At 63.3% G+C, this 22,028-nt stretch carries 23 protein-coding genes; 12 read left to right on the top strand and 11 right to left on the bottom strand.

Features of this window, described 5'->3' with window-relative positions; translation table 11 throughout:
- The first annotated feature begins 40 nt into the window (after positions 1 to 40).
- From O0882_RS09310 to O0882_RS09330, 5 genes are all read left to right on the top strand, one after another.
- On the top strand, positions 41 to 895 hold the full coding sequence (locus O0882_RS09310) for an undecaprenyl-diphosphate phosphatase (RefSeq protein ID WP_289947278.1): 855 nt from the start codon (positions 41 to 43) through the stop codon (positions 893 to 895).
- Positions 896 to 953: 58 nt separating this feature from the next.
- Positions 954 to 1,523: a manganese efflux pump MntP gene (gene mntP / locus O0882_RS09315; protein ID WP_289947280.1), complete on the top strand. Its 570-nt coding sequence runs from the start codon at positions 954 to 956 to the stop codon at positions 1,521 to 1,523.
- A gap of 106 nt (positions 1,524 to 1,629) precedes the next feature.
- The gene (locus tag O0882_RS09320; protein ID WP_096235588.1) at positions 1,630 to 1,836 is read left to right on the top strand and encodes a hypothetical protein; all 207 of its coding nucleotides are present in this window, start codon (positions 1,630 to 1,632) and stop codon (positions 1,834 to 1,836) included.
- A gap of 232 nt (positions 1,837 to 2,068) precedes the next feature.
- Positions 2,069 to 2,374, top strand: coding sequence for a hypothetical protein (locus O0882_RS09325; RefSeq protein ID WP_289947283.1), 306 nt, complete (start codon positions 2,069 to 2,071; stop codon positions 2,372 to 2,374).
- Between the two features lie 73 nt (positions 2,375 to 2,447).
- A complete protein-coding gene (locus O0882_RS09330) occupies positions 2,448 to 2,693 on the top strand; it encodes a hypothetical protein (protein ID WP_289947285.1) in 246 nt (81 codons plus the stop codon).
- Between the two features lie 13 nt (positions 2,694 to 2,706).
- On the opposite strand, the gene O0882_RS09335 is transcribed toward O0882_RS09330, so the two are convergent.
- Positions 2,707 to 2,928 carry a hypothetical protein gene (locus O0882_RS09335; protein ID WP_096235591.1) on the bottom strand — a complete coding sequence of 74 codons (222 nt, stop codon included), beginning with the start codon at positions 2,926 to 2,928 and terminating at the stop codon, positions 2,707 to 2,709.
- Between the two features lie 142 nt (positions 2,929 to 3,070).
- Between O0882_RS09335 and O0882_RS09340 the strand changes: the two genes are divergently transcribed.
- Positions 3,071 to 3,787 carry an SOS response-associated peptidase family protein gene (locus O0882_RS09340; RefSeq protein ID WP_289947289.1) on the top strand — a complete coding sequence of 239 codons (717 nt, stop codon included), beginning with the start codon at positions 3,071 to 3,073 and terminating at the stop codon, positions 3,785 to 3,787.
- Here O0882_RS09340 and O0882_RS09345 read toward each other — a convergent pair.
- From O0882_RS09345 to queE, 8 genes are all read right to left on the bottom strand, one after another.
- A complete protein-coding gene (locus tag O0882_RS09345) occupies positions 3,784 to 4,962 on the bottom strand; it encodes a DUF418 domain-containing protein (protein ID WP_289947291.1) in 1,179 nt (392 codons plus the stop codon). The genes O0882_RS09340 and O0882_RS09345 overlap by 4 nt on opposite strands.
- 14 nt (positions 4,963 to 4,976) lie before the next feature.
- Complete coding sequence (gene ldcA / locus O0882_RS09350; protein ID WP_289947293.1) at positions 4,977 to 5,894, bottom strand: muramoyltetrapeptide carboxypeptidase; 918 nt, start codon at positions 5,892 to 5,894, stop codon at positions 4,977 to 4,979.
- A 43-nt stretch (positions 5,895 to 5,937) separates the two neighbouring features.
- Entirely contained in the window at positions 5,938 to 6,855 is a 918-nt protein-coding gene (locus tag O0882_RS09355; RefSeq protein ID WP_289947295.1) for an alpha/beta hydrolase, read from the bottom strand.
- A 152-nt stretch (positions 6,856 to 7,007) separates the two neighbouring features.
- The gene (locus tag O0882_RS09360) at positions 7,008 to 8,165 is read right to left on the bottom strand and encodes a ChuX/HutX family heme-like substrate-binding protein (RefSeq protein ID WP_289947296.1); all 1,158 of its coding nucleotides are present in this window, start codon (positions 8,163 to 8,165) and stop codon (positions 7,008 to 7,010) included.
- Positions 8,166 to 8,226: 61 nt separating this feature from the next.
- Positions 8,227 to 10,587 carry a TonB-dependent hemoglobin/transferrin/lactoferrin family receptor gene (locus O0882_RS09365; protein ID WP_289947298.1) on the bottom strand — a complete coding sequence of 787 codons (2,361 nt, stop codon included), beginning with the start codon at positions 10,585 to 10,587 and terminating at the stop codon, positions 8,227 to 8,229.
- Positions 10,588 to 10,783: 196 nt separating this feature from the next.
- The gene (gene tadA, locus O0882_RS09370; protein WP_289947300.1) at positions 10,784 to 11,293 is read right to left on the bottom strand and encodes a tRNA adenosine(34) deaminase TadA; all 510 of its coding nucleotides are present in this window, start codon (positions 11,291 to 11,293) and stop codon (positions 10,784 to 10,786) included.
- Complete coding sequence (queD, locus tag O0882_RS09375; RefSeq protein ID WP_035819191.1) at positions 11,286 to 11,732, bottom strand: 6-carboxytetrahydropterin synthase QueD; 447 nt, start codon at positions 11,730 to 11,732, stop codon at positions 11,286 to 11,288. The genes tadA and queD overlap by 8 nt, the downstream gene beginning before the upstream one ends.
- A gap of 9 nt (positions 11,733 to 11,741) precedes the next feature.
- Positions 11,742 to 12,377, bottom strand: a complete 636-nt coding sequence (gene queE / locus O0882_RS09380) for a 7-carboxy-7-deazaguanine synthase (RefSeq protein WP_289947302.1) — start codon at positions 12,375 to 12,377, stop codon at positions 11,742 to 11,744.
- Positions 12,378 to 12,666: 289 nt separating this feature from the next.
- Between queE and O0882_RS09385 the strand changes: the two genes are divergently transcribed.
- The 6 genes from O0882_RS09385 to O0882_RS09410 all read left to right on the top strand — a co-directional run bounded on the left by O0882_RS09385 (position 12,667) and on the right by O0882_RS09410 (position 20,855).
- On the top strand, positions 12,667 to 13,557 hold the full coding sequence (locus O0882_RS09385) for a sensor histidine kinase (protein WP_289947304.1): 891 nt from the start codon (positions 12,667 to 12,669) through the stop codon (positions 13,555 to 13,557).
- Positions 13,558 to 13,650: 93 nt separating this feature from the next.
- Positions 13,651 to 14,637, top strand: a complete 987-nt coding sequence (locus O0882_RS09390) for a diguanylate cyclase (protein WP_289947306.1) — start codon at positions 13,651 to 13,653, stop codon at positions 14,635 to 14,637.
- A 77-nt stretch (positions 14,638 to 14,714) separates the two neighbouring features.
- Positions 14,715 to 15,002 carry a type II toxin-antitoxin system Phd/YefM family antitoxin gene (locus tag O0882_RS09395; RefSeq protein ID WP_289947308.1) on the top strand — a complete coding sequence of 96 codons (288 nt, stop codon included), beginning with the start codon at positions 14,715 to 14,717 and terminating at the stop codon, positions 15,000 to 15,002.
- The gene (locus O0882_RS09400; protein WP_289947310.1) at positions 14,962 to 15,336 is read left to right on the top strand and encodes a type II toxin-antitoxin system RelE/ParE family toxin; all 375 of its coding nucleotides are present in this window, start codon (positions 14,962 to 14,964) and stop codon (positions 15,334 to 15,336) included. Before O0882_RS09395 ends, O0882_RS09400 begins: the two co-directional genes overlap by 41 nt.
- A gap of 114 nt (positions 15,337 to 15,450) precedes the next feature.
- Positions 15,451 to 18,315, top strand: a complete 2,865-nt coding sequence (locus O0882_RS09405) for a pitrilysin family protein (protein ID WP_289947311.1) — start codon at positions 15,451 to 15,453, stop codon at positions 18,313 to 18,315.
- Positions 18,316 to 18,500: 185 nt separating this feature from the next.
- Positions 18,501 to 20,855, top strand: coding sequence for a M20/M25/M40 family metallo-hydrolase (locus O0882_RS09410; protein ID WP_289947312.1), 2,355 nt, complete (start codon positions 18,501 to 18,503; stop codon positions 20,853 to 20,855).
- 15 nt (positions 20,856 to 20,870) lie between these two features.
- Here O0882_RS09410 and O0882_RS09415 read toward each other — a convergent pair whose 3' ends face one another.
- Both O0882_RS09415 and O0882_RS09420 read right to left on the bottom strand, forming a co-directional pair.
- Complete coding sequence (locus tag O0882_RS09415; RefSeq protein ID WP_289947313.1) at positions 20,871 to 21,125, bottom strand: hypothetical protein; 255 nt, start codon at positions 21,123 to 21,125, stop codon at positions 20,871 to 20,873.
- Between the two features lie 21 nt (positions 21,126 to 21,146).
- The gene (locus O0882_RS09420) at positions 21,147 to 21,932 is read right to left on the bottom strand and encodes a DNA/RNA non-specific endonuclease (protein ID WP_289947315.1); all 786 of its coding nucleotides are present in this window, start codon (positions 21,930 to 21,932) and stop codon (positions 21,147 to 21,149) included.
- Between the last annotated feature and the right edge of the window lie 96 nt (positions 21,933 to 22,028).

Here is a 22,028-nt window from a genome sequence, read left to right on the forward strand (position 1 = left end):
AAATCGGCGGATCACCTTTCCCCGCCCGAGTCCCGTCCCCATGAGCTTTTTGCAATTATTTATTCTTTCCATCGTCCAGGGCTTCGCCGAATTGCTGCCCGTGTCCAGCTCCGCCCACGTCATCATGGCGGAAAAGTGGATGGGCCTGGACCCCACCTCGCCGGAACTGACCATGCTGCTGGTGATGTTACACACCGGCACCATGTTCGCCGTCATCGTGTATTTCTGGGCATCCTGGCGCGCCACGTATTTCAGTTCGACCGCAGCCTTCCGCAGCAATGTGCTGCTGCTCGCGGCCGCCACGGCGCTGACGGGCATCGTCGGCTTCGGCTTGCTCAAGGGCATAACCCATTTCATGAGCAAGGATGCGCCCGGCTTTGAAATCGAGCACCTGTTCGGCAACGCGAAACTGATGGCCGCCGCGCTGGCCGCCGCCGGCGTGCTGATCATCGTTTCCTCGCGCCTGCAAGCGCGCCAGCATGGCACCTTATCCATCGGCAAGGCCATGGTGATCGGTGCCGTGCAAGGCCTGTGCCTGCCCTTCCGGGGTTTTTCCCGCTCGGGCGCCACCATTTCGGCCGGCATCGCCATGGGCGTGCCGCAGCGCCGCGCCGAGGAATTCAGCTTTGCCCTGGCCGTGGTGCTGACGCCAGCCGTGCTGATCAAGGAAGGCTGGCGTTTCTACCAGGCCGTGGCAAATGGCAGCCTGGACCATCTGGAACACGGCAACAGCCTGCTGCACCTGCTAGGTCCCAGCCTGCTGGGCATGCTGCTATCGTTCCTGGCCGGCTTGCTGGCCCTGCGCTGGCTGTCGCGCTGGCTGGAACAGGGCCGCTGGCATTTCTTTGGCGCGTATTGCCTGCTGGCCTCCTTGGTGGTGCTGTACGTAGGGTAAAATCGCCGGGTTTCCAGTTTATACACACATCCCAGCCAGGTTTTACTGAAAGCCAACGATGAATTTCGCCGCCACCGCCGCCCTCTCCCTCGCCATGTCCACCGATGCCTTCGCGGCCGCCGTGGGCAAGGGCGCCGCCCTGCACAAGCCGCAATGGCGCGAGGCGCTGCGCACGGGCCTGATCTTTGGCGTCATCGAAGCCATCACGCCCATCATCGGCTGGGCCCTGGGCAGCGTGGCAGCGCCCTACGTGGAAGCATGGGACCACTGGATCGCCTTCAGCCTGCTGGGCATCATCGGCCTGTTGATGATACGCAATGCCCTGTCCGACGCCGACGAGGACGAAGCGCCGGCCCAGTCGCACTCGTTCTGGGTGCTGGCCATCACCGGCCTGGCCACCAGCATCGATGCCATGGTGGTGGGCGCGGGCCTGGCCTTGCTGGGCGCAAACATCGTCGTGACGGCTGCCGCCATCGGCTTTTCCACCTTCGTCATGGTCACCCTGGGCGTGATGCTGGGCCGCGTGCTGGGCACGGTGGCAGGCCGGCGCGCCGAACTGGTGGGCGGCCTGGTGCTGATCATCATCGGCTGCGTGATCTTATACGAGCATATCGGCCATCCGGCCTGACGATGGGCCGACCAACGGGCGCGCACGCCACAGGTGCCGGCGTGGCCGGCGGCGCGCTTTGTGCTACATTCAGTACTCTGCATTCCTGTCTCGCAAGGTGACCATCATGGAAACTCTGGAGCTGCTTTTTGCCGCGCTGGTGCGCGAAACAGCCGTGTCGATACGCGACCACCATGTCCCCTTTGCCATCAAGCACGACGAGCGCGCCTACTTCGAGTGGATGGACGGGCACCCGATCAATGGTTATGTCCAGGAAGCGTATCGGGAGATCGAAGAAACCGCCCAACAGATCCGCGCCATTCGCGCTGGATGATGACGGCTGCCGCAAGCTACTGCGCGGGGGGCTTTGCGGCCTGCGATGCTCACCGTACTTATGTACGGTTGCGCTTCTTAGCCACAAATCACCGCCGCTCGCTACGCTTGTGGCAAGCGTCGATACATTCGTTAAGCTCTTCAGTGAACGTATTGACTTAGATCAAACACTCAGCTGTTCCAATCGAATTGATGGTCCAAAGCCGGGACAATCAGGTCTGGAGGCGGGAGACATGGATCAGCAACAAAAACACCGGATCAGGGGTTACGAATTTCATGTGGCGGGGGCGCTGGAGAAGGATGGCCGCTATCGGGGCATGATTTTGATCAGCAAGCGCGGCGATACGCAGCAGGTGTATGCCAAGCCCGTACTGATAGAAACGCCCAGCAGCTTCAAGTCCGCGCATGCGGCCTTGATCGAGGCATCGGCGTACGCCCAGGAACTTATCTATAACGGCGCCATCAAGGCGCTGCTGCCGGCCGATGCGCCGGCCGGCGGTAAGCAGGCGCCACAGCCGCCAGATTTCGTCAGCAACTGACGCTGGCACGCCCATCCAGTCACCGAGGGTGGCGCGTATAATGACGCGCTTTCCCGGATGAAAACTCAACACCATGGAATTTGTGAATCTACCGCTGGTCTTCCTGATCGGCTGCGCGCTGATTGCCTTGCTGGCCAAGAAGAATGGCTACTCGTGGTACCTGTTTTTCTTTGCCATCGCCGTGCCGGCGCCCCTGTTACTGCTGGCCTTGCCGCATGTGCTGGGCGCGGAGACCGCTTCGCTGACCTCCGTACGTCTGGGCACGGCCCTGCTCTTCCCGTTCGCAGGCCTGCTGCTGGCCTTGCGGCGCCAAAGCTGACGTAGCGCGCAGCTTAACGTGCCTGCATGCCATCGGCAAGGCGCCAGCCGACGGATAGCGCCAATTGCTGCGCCTCTTTTTCATTGCTGCAATCGTCGTAGTCGCAGGTATCCGCATACGCGCCGCGCGCCTGATTCTGACTGACATACGAGCCGACCCACCGGCCATCGCGGCGCTGGCAAGCTGTGGCGCTGATGGTAAAACCTTTGTGGATGGTGGGATTTTCAAACGACATAATTCCTCCGATGCAAGAAGCGTCAGCCACCTGACTGGCTTCCACTGTGCGCCATATCCCGCCCGCGGTCTGTACGCTGGCCCACACCCACGCCTGCGTGCCATGGCGCGCGCGCACCATGGCGATCAGGTATGATTTCGCCATGTGTGGACGATTCGATCAAAATGACACGGCGCGCGTGCTGGCGTCGTCTTTCGGCTGGACCGACGCGGTGTTCGACAGCGAGGCCGAACCACACCTGAACCTCTCGCCCGGCACCTACCGGCCCGTGCTGCATATCGAGGATGGCGTGCGCCGGGTCGACGATGTCTTCTGGGGCTACCGCCCTGCCTGGGCCGCACAGGCCGTGCCCGCGCCCGGCAAGAAAAAAATCCCCATCGCCATCAATGCGCGACTGGAAAAACTGGCCGGCGCCTACTGGAAGCCCTTGCTGCGCGCGGGGCGCGGCATCGTCTGCGTTTCCGGCTGGTATGAATGGACTGGGGAAAAAGGCACGAAGCAGCTGTGGCACATCCACCGCCGCGACCGCGCGCCCCTGTTCCTGCTGGCGCTGGCCCAGTTCGGCCCCTGGAAGCACAGCCGCGAGGAAGCGGGCTTCGTGCTGGTGACGGCCGACAGCCTCGGTGGCATGGTCGATATCCACGACCGCCGCCCCGTGGCCGTCAGCCGGGAAGACGCGCACCGCTGGCTAGCCCCCGAGCTTCCCCCCGAGCAAGCACTGCACCTGGGGCGCAGCTGCATGCTGGACGTGGACTTGTTCGAATGGCATGCCGTCGACAACCCGCTCGTGCCCTCCGCCAAACCTAAGGCAGCCTCACCGCCTGCGGCGCAAGGTGCGTTTGACTGGGGAACGGATTAAGGCAGGCGCGCCAGGCGGCGCCACAGCGCCTCCATCGGCCCCTGGCGGAAGGTCTGCAGCCAGTAGCGGCTGAGTATCACCTGCCCCGCCATGATCGCTACCGCCAGGCCCAGCATCTCGGCCGGACGCAAACGGGCGCCCCAGCCCAGGCCCGGCCCCTGCAGCAGCCAGGTGCCGATCACGGATTGCAGCAAATAATTGCTCAGCGCCATGCGTCCCACGGGCGCCAGCCAGGCGCCCAGCCAGCGCAGCATGAACGGGCCGGCCAGCATCAGCGCGGCCACGTAGCCGGCTGCCAGCAAGGGGCCACCGGCGAACAGGCCCACTTCGAACAGGGCAGCGTCCAGCAAAGTTTGATACGGATCAGCTACCTGCCACGCGATGGCGCCCGCCGCCAGCAGATTGAACGGCAAGCCCACGCCCAGTCCCACGGCGCGCACGCGGCGCCACAGGCGCTGGTGGCGCTGCGGCTGCGTCAGCCAACCGAAACGCACGAACAAGATGCCCAGCAGGAACAGCATGATGATATGCGGCAGCATGACGACGGCGTACAGCAAGGAGACGAGGAAATCGTTGGCGCGCAGCTTGGCCACCGTCCACGCGCCGCCCTGCGTGTAAATCGCGTAGCGGTCCGCAAAGCCTTGCAGGTCGCGCGCGATGTCCGGCGCGCCGCCCTGCTGGCCCACGGGAATCAACAAGCACATGAATAGTAGAAAACCGGCCGCCACCAGCCAGGCGCGGTTGCGCACGCGGCTGAGCCTGGCGGATGCCAGCGGCAGGACCAGCATGCCGGCGACGGCATACGAGGTCAGCACGTCGCCGCTCCAGATGCAAAAACCGTGCAGCAGGCCAAACACGAGCAGCCAGCGCAAACGGCGTTTATAAGCCGCTTGCGCCGCTTCCCAGCCGCCCAGCTGGCGTTTCAGGGAGCGTGTCTGCAAGGCAAAGCCGGCGCCAAACAGAAACGCAAAGATGGGATAGAACTTGAATTGCGCCAGCGCCGCGACCAAAAAAATGACAAGCTGGTCCAGCACGGGCGGCTGCGCCGGCAAGGTGCCGTAACGTAAGGAAAGCATGCCCCAGGCAAAGCCCCAGATATTCACCAGCAAGATGCCAAACACGGCGATGCCGCGCAGCACATCGAGCTGCAGCAGCCTGCCAGGTTTGGCGTGCATGGAGTGTAGGGAGTTCAGGGCCGCGCCAGGGTCGGGTAATCGCTCACCTGCAGGCTGAAGCCGGACGCATCCGATTGCAGGCGCGCCTGGCCGCCGAACGGCAAGGTGACCCGGCGACGGATGTGGCCGAACTCCAGCCCCGTCAGCACGGGCACGGGCAAACGCTGGCGCACGTAGGCCAGCATGGCGTCAGCATCGTAGCCCTTGTCCATCGGACTCAATTTGTAGCCGGAAAAGTCACCGAGCACGATCGCCTGCTGGCGTTGGAGCACGCCCGCGTACAGCAATTGCAGCAACATGCGCTCGACGCGGTACGGGTGTTCGTTGACATCTTCGAGGAACAAAATGCCGCCGTCGACCTGGGGGAAATATGGCGTGCCCAGCAAGTGGACCAGCATGGCCAGGTTGCCGCCCCACAAGGTGCCCGTCAGCTCGACCTGCGGATTGCCCGCTGCCCTGCCCTCTACCTGATGCGTGGGGCCGGTCAGGCAGGACCACAGTTGATCGAGCGTAAACTGTTCGGGCTCGTCGCGCGTAAAATCGTCGCAGATCATGGGGCCGGCAAAGCTGGCGCGGCCCGTTTTCGCCAGCAAGCCCATGTGGAAGGCCGTAAAATCGCTGTAGCCGACAAACAATTTACGGCTGGCCGCCATGGTGCTAAAGTCGATGTCGGGCAGGATGCGGCTGAGGCCGTAGCTGCCGCGCAAGGCGAGCACCACCTGCACGTCCGGGTCGGCGGCCGCCGCGTTGAGCTGCGCCAGGCGGCCCGCATCCGTGCCGCCGAAGCGCTGGAAGGTGTGTTCGGGGTCGTAGTAATTGTGGACGGTGGCGCCTTGCGCCTGCAAGCGGGCGATGCCGCGCGCCACGGCCGCGTCATCGGGCGCGCAACCGCCTGGCGCCACGATGGCGATGCCAATTTCAGGTGTCTTCAAAATGCCCGTGCCTTCAAAAATGGTGGGCGCGCCAAGTAACTTTTCAAGCTGGCTGGGAGCGCATCTGGGGCGCCATCTTACCTTGCAGATGCACATCGATCAAGGCGAGCAGGCGCTCGATCAGCTGGGGCGGCATGTCGTGCCCCATGCCTTCGATCACTTCCAGCCGGGCGCCCGGAATCAGCGCCGCCGTATCGATGCCGCAGGCGACGGGGATCAGCGGGTCGGCCGCGCCATGGATCACCAGCGCCGGACAGCTGATGCTTGGCAACAACGCCGTGCGTTCGCCCGAGGCGGCAATCGCCACCATTTGCCGCGCCACGCCTTCGGGGCAACTGCCCCGCTGCAACGTCGCTTCGATGCGTTGGTACAGCAATTTTTCCGAGACGGGATAGGCGGGACTGCCGATGACGCGCACGGTGGCCGCCATGTGCGCCATCAGTTCGGCGCGGCTGGCATTGCGTTTCGGACGTTGCAATAAAGCATTGCGCGCGGCCCGCGTGGGGCCGGGCAAGCCGCGCCGGCCGCTGCTCGACATGATGGAAGTCAGGCTGAGCACCTGCTGCGGCGCGCGCGCCGCCATCACTTGCGCAATCATGCCGCCCATCGACACGCCGATCACGTGTGCCTGAGCAATACGCAGCGCCGTCAGCAAGTCCAGCGCATCGTCCGCCATGTCATTGAGGGTGTAGGAAGTTTTCAGGGGCCAGCCGATGAGGTTTTTTACGTAGGCCAGCGGCAGATACGGTTTACCCGCCAGCGCCATCTTGCTCGACAGGCCGCTGTCGCGGTTGTCGAAACGCACCACCCGAAAACCTTGCTCGACGATGCCTTCGACGAAGTCCGCCGGCCAGGCGATCAGTTGCATGCCCAGGCCCATGACCAGCAGCACGCACGGATCGTTGGGGTTGCCGTGGCTTTCATAAGCTATGTTGAGGCCGTTCGCCATGATGGTTGCCATGATTGCCTCTCTTCAGGAACCAGCACGCAGGCACGATCGCTGCGGCCTTGGACTCAGCATACCACTATTGTGCTTCAGACATGAGACCGGCACGCGGCACCCAAACTGAAGTGTTGCCGCGCCGGTACGGCGCGCGGCAACATTACTGCAACTTACTTGGCCTTTGGCAAGGAATCGGCCAGATCCACCCAGCTTTGCGGCTGCGGCTTGCCCCGCTCGCGCACGCCGAAGAAGGAGACCACTTGCGTGCCGTCGTTGTCGAAGAACTCGACGGAAGTGACGCCGCCGCGCTTGACGACCCAGCCGCTGCGCAGGGTCGTGTCGCGGATGTGCAGGTTGAAATCCGGGTCCAGCACGTTGAAGAAACCGCCGGCGGCCATGGTTTTTTCGATCTTGCCGCTGTAGATCTGCGTCAAGCCTTCATTGCCCAGGAACACCATGATGGCGACCTTGTCCTTGGCCGCGTTTTCCAGCAGGGTGCGCAGCGCCGCTGGCGTCACGCGCTCGACCACGCCGGCCGGCGCCAGGCGCAGGGCCTGTTCGCGCGACAGGTGGAATTCGCGCATGATTTGCGCAAACTGGTGCACGTCCGTCATGTCTTTCCAGGCCAGCTGGAATTCCTTGACGTCGATCTCGGCATCCGGCTTTTCCGCCGCTTTCGGCGCCACGGCCAGCACGTTCAGCTCCACGCTTTGCTGGGGCAGGCGGAAGGTGGCCACCAATTTATCGTACACGGCCACGCCCGGTTCGTTGCGCAGGTAGATCTTGTGCACGGCCGTGCCGTTGGCGTCAAAAAACTGCAGGCTGCGCGTCGGCTTGCCATCGCGGCCCGCCTGTTCCACGGCAAATGCGTATTTCCAGTTTTCAAAGTGGAAACGCAGGTCGATCTGGCCGCCCAGGTAGCCGCCGGCGATATTGCGCTGGCGCGCTTCCGTTTCCGGATCCTGCTTGGCGTCGGCCTGTTCCGACTTGTCGCCCGCCTGCTTGAACTTGCTGGCAACGCCCGTCGTTTCGATCACGCCATTTTCATTGCGCGTGATCGCTTGCACGATGCCCAGGTCCAGCGCGGCGCGCATGATTTCACGCGGCTGGTTGCCATCGGCCTGCAAGCGCGTCACGCCCTTGCCGAGGTTGGTTGCCAGCAATTGCGCTTCCGACGTACCCAGCGCGCGTGCCGCGTCGCGGATCTGCAGCTTGGGCTGCTCCGTGCGCAAGGTGGACCAGCGTTCCGCCAGGGTGGCTGGGGCCGCGGTTGCGTTTGCAATCAGCAGGCTGCCTAGCAGGGATAGAACGAGTTTGGATAACTTCATAGAGAGACCATTCAATCAAACATGGAAAATAAGAGGGGCAAGCACCCCTCCCCGGTAAAAATCAGAAATTGACGCTGAGGCTGGCGGCGACGTTGCGGCCAGGCTTGGCGTAGCGCTCGATCTCGGCGCGGCTGGCGGCCGTGGTGCCGGCGGACAGGCTGCGCGAAGCGGCGTAATCCCAGTACTTGCGATCCGTCAAGTTGTACACGCCGACGACGATCTTGGCGTTCTTGTGTACGTTCCAGTAGGTCGACAGGTCGAAGGTGGTGTACGACGGCACCTTGAAGAGCGGCGCGGTCCCGCCCATCAGCAAATCGTTCGGCGCCTGTTTCTCGCCGGCATGCAGCGCCGTCAGTTCCAGGCCGAACAACTTGTTCGTATGGTCATAGCCGAAGGTCAGCGCCGTCTTGGCCGGCGCCACCGAGGCCAGGCCGCCGCTCTCGCCCGTCAGGGTATTGAAGGAGCGGCCCTTGGCCACGCCCGTGGCCAGGTCGACGCGGTAGCCCTGCATGGCCGGCGACCAGGCGCCCAGCTCCGCGCGCAGGCTCAGCTCGGCGCCCCAGGTGCGCGCATTGCCGATGTTTTCGGGACGGTACAAGCCCTGGGTGATGGTGGGATAGTTGACCGGATCATCTTCCTGCATCACATACTCGATCATGCCCTTGTATTCCGTCTGGTAGACGGAGGCATGCATGCTCAAGCCCTTGGCGACATCGCCCTTCAAGCCCAGCTCGTAGGCCTTGCTGGTTTCCTTGCGTAAATTGGCATTGCCCAGGATGGCATAGCCATTCGTGCTCGTGTAGCTGAAGGAATCGTAGGTGCCCGTGCGCTCGACTGGCGTCGGCAAGCGCGTGCCGCGGGTAAAGGTGGCATAAGCATTGATTTGCGGCAGTACTTCCACGGACAGGCTCAGGCTCGGCGTGAAGTAGGTGTCGCTGTCCTTGCGCACTTCCTTGGCCGCATTCGGCACGGCGATCACATAGTTTTGCAGGTTTTTCGGCTCATTCTTGCGGTAGTCGGCGCGCAAGCCCGGCGTCAGGACCGCCTTCTTGCCGGCCACATTGAAACTGTAGTCGTCGCGCACATACAGCGCCAGCTTGGTGCTGTCCATGTCGGCCATGCGGTTCTTGCGCGTGATCTCGTGCGCGCCCGTGGCGACCGCCGTACGGTCCTCCATCCAGGGACGGCGCGATTTGGCCTGCTCCAGCTGCACGCCATACAGCAGTGCGTTGTCGGCGTTGAGCTGCTTGAAGGCTTCCGACGTCAGGCCGATGCTGTCATTCTTGAAGCTGGTGTCGATGGCGCGCTGGAAGTTGCCGCGGTAGGTATAGCGTCCCTTGCTCTTGTCGTCGATCTTCGCGTTCTGCAGATAGACTTTCGAGGTCAGGCGATCGAACAGGGCGAAATCTTTCAGCACCACGTCGTGGCCCAGGCTGACGCGGGTACGCTTGGTGGTGGAATCCTGCTGCACGCCGTCCGGATACAGGGCGCTGACCTTGTTGCGCAGATCGCGCTTGTTCTTGCGCTCGAACATGTCGACCGTCAAGTCCAGCTTTTGTTCGCCCGGCAAGGCCCATACCAGCTTCGACAGCAAGGCGTTCGAATGCCAGTCGTCCGGGTTGACGGGCGCGCTGCCACGGCTATCGAGCTGCTCGCCGTCGCGGTGCACGTACACGGCCAGGCCTTGCAGACTGGCGCCGATCCTGGCGGCGCCCGTCAGGGTGTGCGCATTGCTGCGGTCCACCGTGGCGCGGCCGTATTTATACGCCACGTAATGGTCCACCCCGTCGCCCAGGTAATCCTCGGGCGACTTGGTGATGAAAGCCACGCCGCCGCCCAGGCCGGGATTGGCGCCGCTGACGGCCGTCGTGCCCGAATCGATGCGCACTTCGCGGAAAGTTTCCGGATCAAAATAATCGCGGCCCATGCCGAAGGCGTTCATGTTACTGCTGTCCGGCTTGGGTGCCGCGTCGGGCAGGGAAATGCCGTCGAGTTCCAGGCTGACCCGGTTGCCTTCCAGGCCGCGGATGTTGTAACCGGTATTGCCCGCGCCATCCCACATGCCGCCGCCGCCCGAGGCCGCCATTGACGTGCTGATCAGCGGCTGATAGCGCACGACACCGGCCATGTCCGTCACGTTGCGGCGTTCCAGGTCGTCGCTGCGGATCACCGTCTTGGTGCCCGCGCGGCGCTCGTAATCCTGTTTGGCGTTCACGACGATTTCCGGGAAGACAGGCAGCTTGGCCGGTTCCTGCGCGGCCGTGCCCGCATTGATGGCGGCGTTTTGCGCGGCCACGGGCAGCAGCGGCGCAGCGAACAGGCCCAGCAAAGTGGCGCGCAGCATCAGGTTATGGCGGCGGACAGGCAGGTGAGCTGGGGATACGACGGGTGCAGCGAGGCGCTGCGTAGGCACAGTAGTCATGATGATCCGGTGGAAGAGTAAAGGCTGGCTCTTGAACCCGGATCGATAACGAAAGTGTTAACGATGTATAAGGAAAGTTTGCTGGCGAAAACAATACTGTAACACGAATCATTCTCATTTGAGAATGGCAAAGTGGTCTAGACAGATGTTATTTCGCAACAGTTATAAAAAATGCCAGCCACGATGGCTGGCATGGTCAGGCCGGAGGATTGGCCAGCTTGCGCGCTTCCGCCTGCGCGCGGCGGCGCTCGACAAAGAAACGCTTGAGGAAGGCGCCGCACTCGTCGGCCAGCACGCCGCCAATGATCGCCGTCTGGTGATTCAGCGCCGGCTGCTCGAACAGATTCAGCACGGAACCGCAGGCGCCCGTCTTCGGGTCGCCCGCGCCATACACCACGCGCGCCAGGCGCGCATGCAGCATGGCGCCCGAGCACATCACGCACGGTTCCAGGGTCACGTACAGCTCGCAGCCGGGCAAGCGGTAGTTGCCCAGCTTTTCAGCGGCCGCGCGCAGCGCCATCACTTCCGCGTGCGCCGTGGGGTCGTGGCGACCGATGGGCTGGTTGTAGCCCACAGCGATGACTTCGCCATCCTTGACGACGACGGCGCCCACCGGCACTTCGCCCAGGTCCCACGCGTGCCGGGCCTGCTCCAGGGCCAGCTGCATATAGCGCGCGTCCTGCGCGCTATCCTGCGTTTCAGTCATCGGTCACTTCTGCCCAGCAATTCGGCGTTTCATGCAGCACCAGTTTATGCAGATGCAAGCCGGTGCCGAAATGGTCGGTAAATGCCGCTTTCAGGATCTCGAAGGCGATGCGCGCCAGGTTTTCCACCGTCGGGATGCGGTCGATGACGACGGTTTTATGGTCGGGCAGGCTGGCCAGGAAGTCGCGCACGGCCGTGTCTTTTTCATACACGAGGAAGGCGTGGTCCCAGACGTCGACCAGGTGCTGCTTGGCCAGGGTTTTCACGTCGGAAAAGTCCATGATCATGCCATTGTCGGAATTGCCTTCCGCTTCGATGACCTTGCCGACCAGCGTGATTTCCACCGTGTAGCGGTGGCCGTGCAAGTTGCGGCACTGGCTTTTATGGTCGGGAATGCGGTGGCCCGCATCGAATTCGAGCTTGCGTGTGATAGTCAGCATATTGTTTTGTTAAGGTATTTGCAGGAGTTTATGGGTTTGCAGGCTCAGCTTCCACTTCGGGTTGCTTTTGCACGTCTCGATGGCCAGCTGCATGTTGTGCGCGGCCAGGGGGCCGTCCATCGCCTGCACGAAGAAGTTCTCGAAGTCCAGTTGTTCGTAGGCGGCCAGGTCTTGCTGGAACTGGGGAATGACCACCTTGATTTCATTGCCTTTGTGTACGACCAGTGTCGAACCCATCTTCGGGCTGACGCAGATCCAGTCCACGCCAGGCGGCACGGGCAAGGTGCCGTTGGTTTCGATGGCGATGGTGAAGCCCACCGCGTGCATGGCGTCGATCAGGGCGGCATCGAGCTGCAGCAGTGGTTCGCCGCCCGTAAACACCACGTATTTGCTGGGCGCGTAGCTGGCCGGCCACAGGCTGTCGATCAGCGCGGCCAGTTCCTCGGGCGTCTTGAACTTGCCGCCCCGTTCGCCATCGGTGCCGACGAAATCCGTGTCGCAGAACTGGCACACGGCCGTGGCGCGGTCGCTTTCGCGGCCTGTCCACAGGTTGCAGCCGGAAAAGCGGCAAAACACGGCCGGACGGCCCGCGTGCGCACCTTCGCCCTGCAGGGTATAAAAAATCTCTTTGATGCTATAAGTCACTGTATTTCCTAAGAGCTGGCTGGCGTCCTCGCGCAGGGCGACCGCAGCGATGCCCGCGCACAGCGCCGGAACCGCAAATGCCGATTGACAACCCTCTATTATATGTCGCCGCGACACTTCCCGTGCAAATGCCGTGGCCGCCACCTGGCGCCGCGGTGTCAACGGGCAAGAAAGCCACAGCGGCAGGCATAACTGCGTAGCTTTTGCGTTTAGACAATATAAATAGCCCAAAGTTAATATATTTTCTGTAAGAACATTGCTTGTCGGAAAACATTTAGGGAGCAAGGACATGCTGCAACGCTGGATACGCCTGCCGTACCGCCTGAGCATTCTGGCCTGCCTGACGGCCGGCGCAATCACTTCCGTGCACACCGTGCCGATGCTGCCGGCAGACACACCCGCCACCTTGATGGCGGCATGTGACATCCTGCTGGGCGCGCTGACCCTGTTGCTGTGGCGCCAGCACCGCCTGGCGCTGCGCATGGAGGCGCTGGAACAGCTGCGCGCCGACGCCGAGCAGACGCGCCTGGCCAGCGGACAGCGCAAGGCGCGCGAACAGGAACGCCTGCGCATCGGGCGCGATATCCACGACGACCTTGGCCAGCATTTGCTGACCCTGAAAATCGACCTGTCCATGCTACAGGCCAGCACGCATGGCGCGACGCCCCAGTTGGCGCGGCAACTGGCCGTGATGGCGCGTAATGTCGACCTCAGCATCGCGGCGCTGCGCCGCGTCATCCACGACCTGCGCCCGCCCGCCCTCGATGCCGGCCTGCAAGCGGCGTGCGACGGTTTGCTGGCGGACTTCCAGCGCAGCACGGGCATCGAATGCCGCTGCGATTACCGGCTCGACGCCGCCGCCGGCAGCGCGCACGGCCCCCTGCTGTACCACGCGCTGCAGGAAGCGCTGGCCAATATCGCCCGCCATGCGCACGCCACGCATGTCCAGCTGTGCCTGCAACAGGCGGGCGACACCCTCGCCTGCCGCATCAGCGACGACGGCATCGGGCTGTCGGGTTCGCCGCCGCGCCTCGGTTGTGGCCTGTCCGGCATGCATGAGCGCGTGGCCGCCGCCGGCGGCAGCCTGCACATCGCCAGCCACAGCGGCGCCGGCACCACCTTGCACCTGTCGCTGCCCCTGCCGAGCTGCCACCACGATGAAGCGATGGTGCATCGCTGAAAATATTGCTCTATATCAACACCATCGCTACTCCACGCTGCATCATGGCCAAGGAGCCAGCTCCCCCCATTCACGCCCAGGAAGGATGCTTACATGCCGGATAGCCATGCACATGCCAGCGCATCGCCCTGCGATGCAGCCCAGGGTTTCGCCGTCAAGATGATGGAATTGCTGGTGGTGCCCACCTTTGTCCTCGATGTGCATGGGCGGGTGATGATCTGGAACCGCGCCTGCGAGCAGTTGACGGGCGTGCCGGCGGCCGAAGTACTGGGCACGTGCGAGCCGGGCCGCTGCTTTTACAATGACGAGCGCCCCACCCTGGCCGACCTGCTGCTGGCCGGACGCGGCGGCGACATGCGCGCGCTGCATGCCCAGCAGCAATACCGCAGCAGCACGGGCAGCAACCTGTGTGCGGAAAACTGGTGCGACATGCCGCGCACGGGGCGGCGCCGCTACCTGGCCGTCGATGCCAGCCCCATCCACGGCAATGTGGGTGAACTGGTGGCCGTGGTGGAAACCCTGCGCGACATGACCGATGAAAAGCGCGCGCAGGTGGAACTGCAACGCCTGGCCACGCGCGATGGCTTGACGGGGCTGGCGAACCGGCGCTGCTTCGACGACACCATCCTGGCCGAATGGCAGCGCGCCCAGCGGCAGGGCCAGCCCCTGTCGCTGCTGATGGTCGATGTCGACAATTTCAAGGAATACAACGACAGCCACGGCCACCAGGGCGGCGACCTGTGCCTGCGCAAGGTGGCCGGCGCCGTGGCCAGCGAAATGCGCGTAAACGACATGGTGGCCCGCTATGGCGGCGAAGAGTTTGCCGTCATCCTGCCGAACCAGTCGCTCAAGGGCGCGGCCATCGTGGCCGAACGCATCCGTCAGCGCGTGGAGCGGCTGCAACTGCCGCGCAAGCGTCCCGACGGCGCCTGCGTCACCGTCAGCATCGGCGCCGCCACGGCCCTGCCCGGCCCCGGCACGGAACTGGGGCAGCTGATCCATACGGCCGACTGTGCCCTGTACCGCGCCAAGCACCTGGGCCGCAACCGCATCAGTCTGCCGGAAACGACGCTGACATAAGGACTACTGGCAGCACGAAGCACGACCAAATTTGGTGTATATTTAGTCCTGTTACATTTTTTCCATTCGGAGCCGCCATGGACCTCAAGGAACGCATCAAGCCGATTTCCTACCTCAAGGCCAATACCACGGACATCGTCAACAGCTTTGACGCGGGCCAGGACGAACCCATCATCATCACGCAAAATGGTGAAGCGAAGATGGTGGTGCTGTCCATGCATGCGTATCAGGAAGGCAAGCGGCAAGCGCGGCACATGCAGGAACAGCACGCGTTCATGAAGCTGATCGCCATGGGCAACCAGGAAATCGCGCGCGGCGACGTGATTGCCGAAGAAGACTTCCTGGCCAGCCTCGACAAGGGCTGACGTGGCGCGCATCGTCGTGCTGAAAAGCGCCGAGGCCGATTTCAGGGAATTGCGCAGCGACTTCAAGGCGCGCCACACGGCCGCTGCCCATGCACAGTTCCTGTCCGCTTTCCGGCAATTATTCTCTGATCTCAAGACCTTTCCCGACAGCGGGGCCCCCATCGAGGCCGCCCGCGAAATCGGCATGGATGTGCGGCAACGTCTGTGCGCTGAGATCCGCGTCATATACCACCATGACGCCGCGCACGATGCCGTGTATATCCGCATGTTCCTGCCCACCAAACGCGACTTCCTGGCCCACCTGACGGCACGCATCCTGCGGCCCGATTTTTAATTTGTCCCGTGGCCGCCGTTCAAAAGTCCCTATGCACGGCGGCACGAATATTCTATGCTGCGGCGTTGCACTTTCCACATTCCAAGAAAAGAAGGAGCCCCCGTGTCAAGAATCATGCCCGCTTTATTACCCGCTTTCGCCTTGGCCTTGTCGGCCATGGCCTCGTCGAACCTGGGCGCCGCGCCCGTCAAACCAGCTGCCACCCACAGCGCCACTGCCAGCAAGGCAGATTTGCTGCCATTCAAGGCCACCGAAAAAACCCTGGCCAATGGCTTGAAGATCATCATCGTGCCGACCGGCTTTCCGAACCTGGTCTCGCTGCAGATTCCCGTGCAGACGGGTTCGCGCAATGAAGTCGAGCCGGGAAAGTCCGGCTTTGCCCACTTCTTCGAGCACATGATGTTCCGCGGCACCAAGGCCTATCCGCCCGAAAAATACCAGGAAGTCATCACCCGCGCCGGTGCGCGCCAGAACGCCTACACGAGCGACGACCTGACCAATTACCACACGACGTTTGCCAAGCAGGACCTGGAAACCGTGCTGAAGGTGGAGGCGGACCGCTTCCAGCACCTCGATTACGCGGAAGACGCGTTCAAGACGGAATCGCGGGCCGTGCTGGGCGAATACAACAAGAACAGCGCCAATCCTGTGTCGAAACTGTTCGAAGTGATGCGCGACAGCGCCTATACCACGCATACCTACAAGCACACGACGATGGGTTTTATCCAGGACATCGAAGACATGCCGAACCAGTACGCGTATTCGAAGCTCTTCTTCGACCGCTGGTACCGTCCCGAGCGCACCACCATCATCATCGCCGGCGACGTGGAGCCGCAGCAAGCCATCGCGCTGGTGGAAAAATACTGGAGCGCCTGGCAGCGCGGCAAACAGCAGGCGGCCGTGCCCGTGGAACCGGCCCCGCGCGGCCCTGTCTACAAGCACGTGGCCTGGCCCACGCCGACCCTGCCGTGGGTGGCCGTGGGTTTCCACGCGCCCGCGTTTTCCGTGAAGGACAAGGACCAGGCGGCGCTGGCAACGTTGCTGTCGCTGTCGTTCGGCCGCACCTCGCCGCTGTATAAACGCCTGGTGCAAAACGAGCAAAAGGTCGATCAGTTATTCGAGATGACACCGGACCGGGTCGACCCGACCCTGGCCGTGCTGGGCGCGCGCGTGAAAAATATCGATGACGCCGTCTACGTGCGCGATGCCATCCTGGCCACGGTGGCGCAGCTGCGCGACACGCCGGTGAGCGACAAAGACCTGGCGGACGCCAAGTCGGCGGAAAAATACGGCTTGATCCGCTCGCTCGACAACACGGAGCAGATCGCCGGCACCCTGGCCTCCTTCGTGCATTTCGACCGCTCCTACGCCACCATCAACCAGTACTACCGCCTGATCGATACGCTCACGCCGGCAGACTTGCAGGCGGCCGCGCGCAAATACCTGACGGACGATGGCCTGGTGGTGACGACCCTGTCGCACCAGCCGATGGCCGCCGCCATCGCCACCACGCCGACACTGGCCAGCCTGCTGCCGGCCGCCTCGAACGCGAAGTTCGACGTGCTGGTGCAAAAGTCGGCGCTGCCGCAAATCCGCTACAAGCTGCTATTTACGGCCGGTTCCGCGCAAGACCCGCAAGGCAAGGAAGGCCTGGCCGCGCTGGCGGCCGCCATGGTGGCGTCCGGTGGTTCGTCCGAGCGCAAGATCGATGAAGTCAACCAGGCCCTGTTCCCGCTGGCCGGCAGTTTCAGCCAGCAAACGGACAAGGAAATGACGACGTTTACGGGTTCCATCCACCGGGATAACTGGACCCAGTTCAACGCCATCGCCCTGCCCCTGCTGCTCTCGCCGGGTTTTCGCGAAGACGACTTCCGCCGCCTGAAGGATGCGCAAAAGAACGCGCTGCTGCTGGACCTGAAGGACAATAACGAAGAGGAATTCGCCAAGGAACGCCTGCAGACGAACGTGTATGCGGGCACGCCATATGGTCACCCGGTCCTGGGCACGGTTGCCGGCATCGACGCCATCACCCTCGACGACGTGAAACAGTTCTGGAAGAGCGCGTATGCGCAAGGCGCCGTCAAGGTGGGCATTTCCGGCGATGTGTCCGACGCCATGACGGCCTCGCTGACACAGGCACTCGGTAAACTGCCGGCCGGTCCAGGCTTGCCGGCCACCGTCAAACCCGCGGGCCGCAAGGCGAATGGCCTGGAAGTGGAAATCATCGAGAAGAACACGCGCGCCACGGCGATTTCCTTCGGCCTGCCTTTGGAGGTGACGCGCACGCACCCGGACTTCCCCGCCCTGTGGCTGGCGAAAACGTGGCTGGGCGAGCACCGCGCCTCGAGTTCCTACCTGTACCAGCGCATCCGCGAGCTGCGCGGCATGAACTATGGCGATTACGCGTACATCGAAGCCTTCCCGCGCGGCATGGTCCAGTTCTTCCCGAATCCGAACCTGGGCCGCAAGGCGCAGCTGTTCGAAATCTGGATCCGCCCCGTGGCGCCGGACAACGCCCATTTCGCGCTGCGCGTGGCGCTGACGGAATTAGGCAAGCTCATCGACAACGGCCTGACGCAGGACGACTTCGCCACCACGCGCGATTACCTGATGAAGAACGTCTTCGTCATGACCTCGACGCAAGACCAGCAACTCGGTTATGCGCTCGATTCGCAATGGTATGGCACGCCGGAATTTACCAAGCTGATGCGTGATGGCCTGGCGAAACTGACGGTGCTTGACGTCAACCGCGCCATCAAACAGCATTTGTCGGCGAAGAACCTGTCGGTGGTGATCGTCGCCAAGGATGCGGCCGGCTTGAAGGAAAAGCTCGTCAGCGACGCGTTTTCTCCCATCAAGTACGACGGCAACAAGCCGCAGGCGCTGCTCGATGAAGACAAGGTCATCGGCGCGATGCAGCTGCACATCAAACCAGCAGCCATCACCGTGACGCCGGCGGCGCAGGCGTTCGCCAGGTAAGTTTGTGCCAGATCAACCTCATCCGACGCAGCTTGCCGGATGAGGTTGATCTGTGCTTCGGCGCGGCCAAACCCGCCTTCAGTCCGCCAATCCCGGCCTTGGTCGGAAAGTATCATCTTGGCAATCTGGTTATCTGCATACTGTTTTTCGACTCTTCCCGAGTGAAAACCATGACAAGGATATCCATGCACCTGTTCCCTCCCCACCTTTACGCCAGTTGCGTCCTCGCCGTTGCCGCGCTGCCTGGCGCCCTGTACGCCCAAACACCGGTCCTTGCGGGGCATTGGCAATTCCAGACGACGACGGGCACGACAACAACGAATGGCGTCGAAGTCGACCTGATCGACACAGGCATACTCGACATCACCGAAGAGCAAGGCGGCATGCACGCGACAATCTCGTGGCTTGACGAACGGGGCCAGCTCACGCCACCGCGCACCGTCAACGGGACCGTCGGCCCCGCCGGCACCGTCTTCCGGCATGGCGGCAAGCGCGTCAGCACAGGGAGAAGCGGCAAGGAAGTGAGCACCGACGTGACGATCCGCTGGACCTTGCAAGCCAAAGGCAACGTGCTGGGCGGCGAACGCCTGGTCGAAACCGATGAGAACGAACCCAAGCCCGTCACGGGAACGCGGCTCAGGGAACGCTATGTGCCGCCGGCGCTGCCGGCCGCGCTGCCAGGAACTGCGGCAAGCGCCACCGCGCGCGGCCCGTCTACCCCGGCCGAACGCGCGCGCGTGGTGCAAATGGCGCAAGCGGCGCAGCACGATCCGCTGGCGCTGCAGCAGCGCGATGGCGTCTGGCTCAGCGCATGGATCGATGCCATTCCCGACCTCGCGTTTGGCGCCAGCATGCCCGATGACTGGCTGAACATCGCCCCCACGCCGGCCACGCGCGAGGCGCTGCGCTTCCAGTACCTGGCCAGCGTGATGGCCTTCCAGATCGAACACCCGGACCAGGCGGGGCAGCAAAGCGCCAGCGACATGGCGGGCATGCAGGGGGTGCTGCGCGCCTACGACACCCTGCTGCGACAGGATAAGCTGAACCGTTCCGCCAAGCTGGACGCGGCGCTGGCGGCGCGCCAGCAAGACAGGCTGCCCGCCTTCCTGGCTACGCTGTCCGGCAGGGATGCCCGCATCGAGGCCGGCATCAAGGCCACATCGTCGCCGTCCGGCGACGCCACGGCGCGCCGGATTGTGGCACTAGGCACCAGCGACCCGCGCGCGATGGACTGGCTCGACATCCTGAGCAACCGCTTCGGCGGCCGCATGGCCGGCAGCGACGCCTACACGCATGCGGCACAATGGGCGCGCATGCAACTGCGGCAATGGGGCGTGCAGGCCGAATTGGAAGAAGCCGGTGACATGCCCGTCGGCTTCAACCGCGGCCCCTGGTCGGGCAAGATGCTGGCGCCCCAGGAGCTGCCCTTGCGCATGGCGACGCCCGCCTACACGGCCGGCACGCGTGGCGTGCAGCAGGGCCTGGCCACCCTGGGACCGGCCACCCTGGAAGAGGCGCAACAGCGCCTCGCGCAATTCAAGGACAAATGGGTGCTGACGGGTGGTGAAAGCGGCGGTGGCGGGCGCGATGGCAAGACTATCCACAAGCCCAGGGCCATCACCCGGGTGTTGATGGAGGCGGGCGCCCTGGGCACCATCCAGGCCGGCGAAGAACCGCTGTATGCCGCCAGCGCGGCGCCCGCCACCTGGGCGACCCTGCCCACCCTGCCCGACATCAAGCTGGCCGCGCCACAATACGCGGACATCCGCCAGCGCCTGGCGCGCGGTGAAGCCGTCACCCTGGAGTTTGACATCCGCAACTGGTTCTATCCGGGTCCGGTGCCATATCACAACGTCGTCGCCCGCATTCCCGGCTCGGAAAAGCCGGAAGAAGTCGTGCTGATCGGCGCCCACCTCGACAGCTACGATGGCGGCACGGGCGCGGCCGACAATGGCGGTGGCGTGGCCACCATGCTGGAAGCGATGCGCCTGCTGGCGCTATCCGAAGCGAAGCCGCGCCGCAGCATCATGCTGGTGGCCTTTGGCGCGGAAGAAATCGGCCGCAAGGGTTCGTTCGCGTTCGCCGAGCGGCATGCGGGTGAATTGAACAATATCGTCATGATGCTCAACCGCGACGGCCGGCCTGGCGCCATCGACGGCATCGCGATTCCCTCGGCTTGGCGGCCCGCGTTTGGCCGGGTGGAACAGGCCCTGCAAGACATCCACCCCGTGTTCGGCTTCGCCACGACCATCAACGATGTGCCGCGCGATGCCAGCAAGGCGATGAACGCGCGGGCAGGCAGCGATGACGCCGTCTTCAGCCTGCATGGCGTGCCGACGCCGAAATTTACCGTGCTCGGCGATTTCGATTATGCGCGCGTGCATCACACGATGCTGGACACGTATGACAAGGTGCTGCCTTTCAGCGCGGCGCAGCAATATTCGGCCATCGCCATTGCCCTGACCGCGTACGAAGTCGCGAATGCGCCGGAGGAGATCAGCAGGAACGGCTATTACCGCGCCGCCAAAGCGGTACAGTAGACGTCCACGCCAGCGTCACTCGAAGGGATTGGCCACCGACGTCACCTCGGGCGGCGGCAACTGGTCGGGCAGTTCCTGCTTTTCCAGCTGCGCCACCACGTCGGCCAGCAGCTTTTGCAGTTGTTTCGCCAGGACCAGGCCCGGCTTGTCCAGGGTCAGGTCGATGTCGCCGCTGAGGCTGATGCGGTCGATGCGGTTTTCGATGGTCAGGCCGCCGATTTCCAGCACATCGCTTTCATTGGCGTAGGGGACGAATTTCTTTGCGCACATGGTTTTTCCTCTCAAGGGGGATTATTTTTTGGACTTGCTATTGATCTTGGGCAAACTCAGCATGCGCAGCTTTTGCTGCCGCGTCAGCGACGGTAACAGATCGATGCCTATCCTGTCTTCCAGTTGCGCAATGCTCAGCACTTCATACGCCTTGGTATCGACGTTTTCGATAAAGTAGGCGGCACCGGCGCGCTGGCGCGGGCTGTACACGGCCTTGTACAGGTGGCTGGGCACAATGACTCTTCCCACCTTGCGCAGATTGCCGCCAATAAAAGCCGGCCCCGTGATCACGTACAAATCGCCCTCCTTCTTCGCCATCTTGCGCACGGCGCCTTCGATGCCGGCCCACACATAGCGGTTGTTGCGCGCATCCTGCGGCACCATGTTGGCCAGGGTAAAGCTGTCGCGCTGGCTCTGGCGGTCCGGCATGTCGCCGTTCGGTGCCATGTGGCCACGGTCGAAGCCGCTGCGCGCATAATCGGCCAGTTCCGCGCGCTGAGCGGCGGGCAGCTTGCGTTCGGCATGGAAGGAGTTTTCGCGCGACAAGTCCTGTGCCGCTTCCAGGTTGTTCGCCGTCAAGTGCTCAGCCGACCACAGGGGCGTGCGGGTGATCCCCGAGTGCATCACGCCAAACACGTTGTAGCACAGCTCCTTGGTCGCCACATCCAGCTTGGGGTTGGTGATTTCCGGCTTGCGGCCATCGACGTAATGGGCGGGACAGGCATCGGCATGCGCCAGGTTCGCGGCAAAGGCGGACGCCAGCAAGCCGCACGCCAGGGTCAGCCTGGCGATCGATCGTTGAATCATATTTCCCTAAGTGAAATCGTTGCAGGCCAACATTCTAGCGGACGCCGGCCCCGTGCCACAGTCCTGCCGTGCGGCCCTGCGCAGAGCTGGCGCAAA

Source organism: Janthinobacterium sp. SUN073, assembly GCF_030397665.1.
Classification (GTDB): Bacteria; Pseudomonadota; Gammaproteobacteria; order Burkholderiales; family Burkholderiaceae_D; genus Janthinobacterium.

Excerpts from the sequence above, each read along its gene's own strand:
- queD (WP_035819191.1), bottom strand. The coding sequence starts at position 11,732 with ATGCTGACTATCACACGCAAGCTCGAATTCGATGCGGGCCACCGCATT.
- O0882_RS09395 (WP_289947308.1), top strand. The coding sequence starts at position 14,715 with ATGGACCTCAAGGAACGCATCAAGCCGATTTCCTACCTCAAGGCCAAT.
- O0882_RS09410 (WP_289947312.1), top strand. The coding sequence starts at position 18,501 with ATGCACCTGTTCCCTCCCCACCTTTACGCCAGTTGCGTCCTCGCCGTT.
- O0882_RS09340 (WP_289947289.1), top strand. The coding sequence starts at position 3,071 with ATGTGTGGACGATTCGATCAAAATGACACGGCGCGCGTGCTGGCGTCG.
- O0882_RS09335 (WP_096235591.1), bottom strand. The coding sequence starts at position 2,928 with ATGTCGTTTGAAAATCCCACCATCCACAAAGGTTTTACCATCAGCGCC.
- O0882_RS09365 (WP_289947298.1), bottom strand. The coding sequence starts at position 10,587 with ATGACTACTGTGCCTACGCAGCGCCTCGCTGCACCCGTCGTATCCCCA.
- tadA (WP_289947300.1), bottom strand. The coding sequence starts at position 11,293 with ATGACTGAAACGCAGGATAGCGCGCAGGACGCGCGCTATATGCAGCTG.
- O0882_RS09415 (WP_289947313.1), bottom strand. The coding sequence starts at position 21,125 with ATGTGCGCAAAGAAATTCGTCCCCTACGCCAATGAAAGCGATGTGCTG.
- O0882_RS09385 (WP_289947304.1), top strand. The coding sequence starts at position 12,667 with ATGCTGCAACGCTGGATACGCCTGCCGTACCGCCTGAGCATTCTGGCC.
- O0882_RS09310 (WP_289947278.1), top strand. The coding sequence starts at position 41 with ATGAGCTTTTTGCAATTATTTATTCTTTCCATCGTCCAGGGCTTCGCC.
- O0882_RS09355 (WP_289947295.1), bottom strand. The coding sequence starts at position 6,855 with ATGGCAACCATCATGGCGAACGGCCTCAACATAGCTTATGAAAGCCAC.
- mntP (WP_289947280.1), top strand. The coding sequence starts at position 954 with ATGAATTTCGCCGCCACCGCCGCCCTCTCCCTCGCCATGTCCACCGAT.
- O0882_RS09320 (WP_096235588.1), top strand. The coding sequence starts at position 1,630 with ATGGAAACTCTGGAGCTGCTTTTTGCCGCGCTGGTGCGCGAAACAGCC.
- O0882_RS09420 (WP_289947315.1), bottom strand. The coding sequence starts at position 21,932 with ATGATTCAACGATCGATCGCCAGGCTGACCCTGGCGTGCGGCTTGCTG.
- O0882_RS09345 (WP_289947291.1), bottom strand. The coding sequence starts at position 4,962 with ATGCACGCCAAACCTGGCAGGCTGCTGCAGCTCGATGTGCTGCGCGGC.
- O0882_RS09390 (WP_289947306.1), top strand. The coding sequence starts at position 13,651 with ATGCCGGATAGCCATGCACATGCCAGCGCATCGCCCTGCGATGCAGCC.
- O0882_RS09330 (WP_289947285.1), top strand. The coding sequence starts at position 2,448 with ATGGAATTTGTGAATCTACCGCTGGTCTTCCTGATCGGCTGCGCGCTG.
- O0882_RS09360 (WP_289947296.1), bottom strand. The coding sequence starts at position 8,165 with ATGAAGTTATCCAAACTCGTTCTATCCCTGCTAGGCAGCCTGCTGATT.
- O0882_RS09405 (WP_289947311.1), top strand. The coding sequence starts at position 15,451 with ATGCCCGCTTTATTACCCGCTTTCGCCTTGGCCTTGTCGGCCATGGCC.
- O0882_RS09325 (WP_289947283.1), top strand. The coding sequence starts at position 2,069 with ATGGATCAGCAACAAAAACACCGGATCAGGGGTTACGAATTTCATGTG.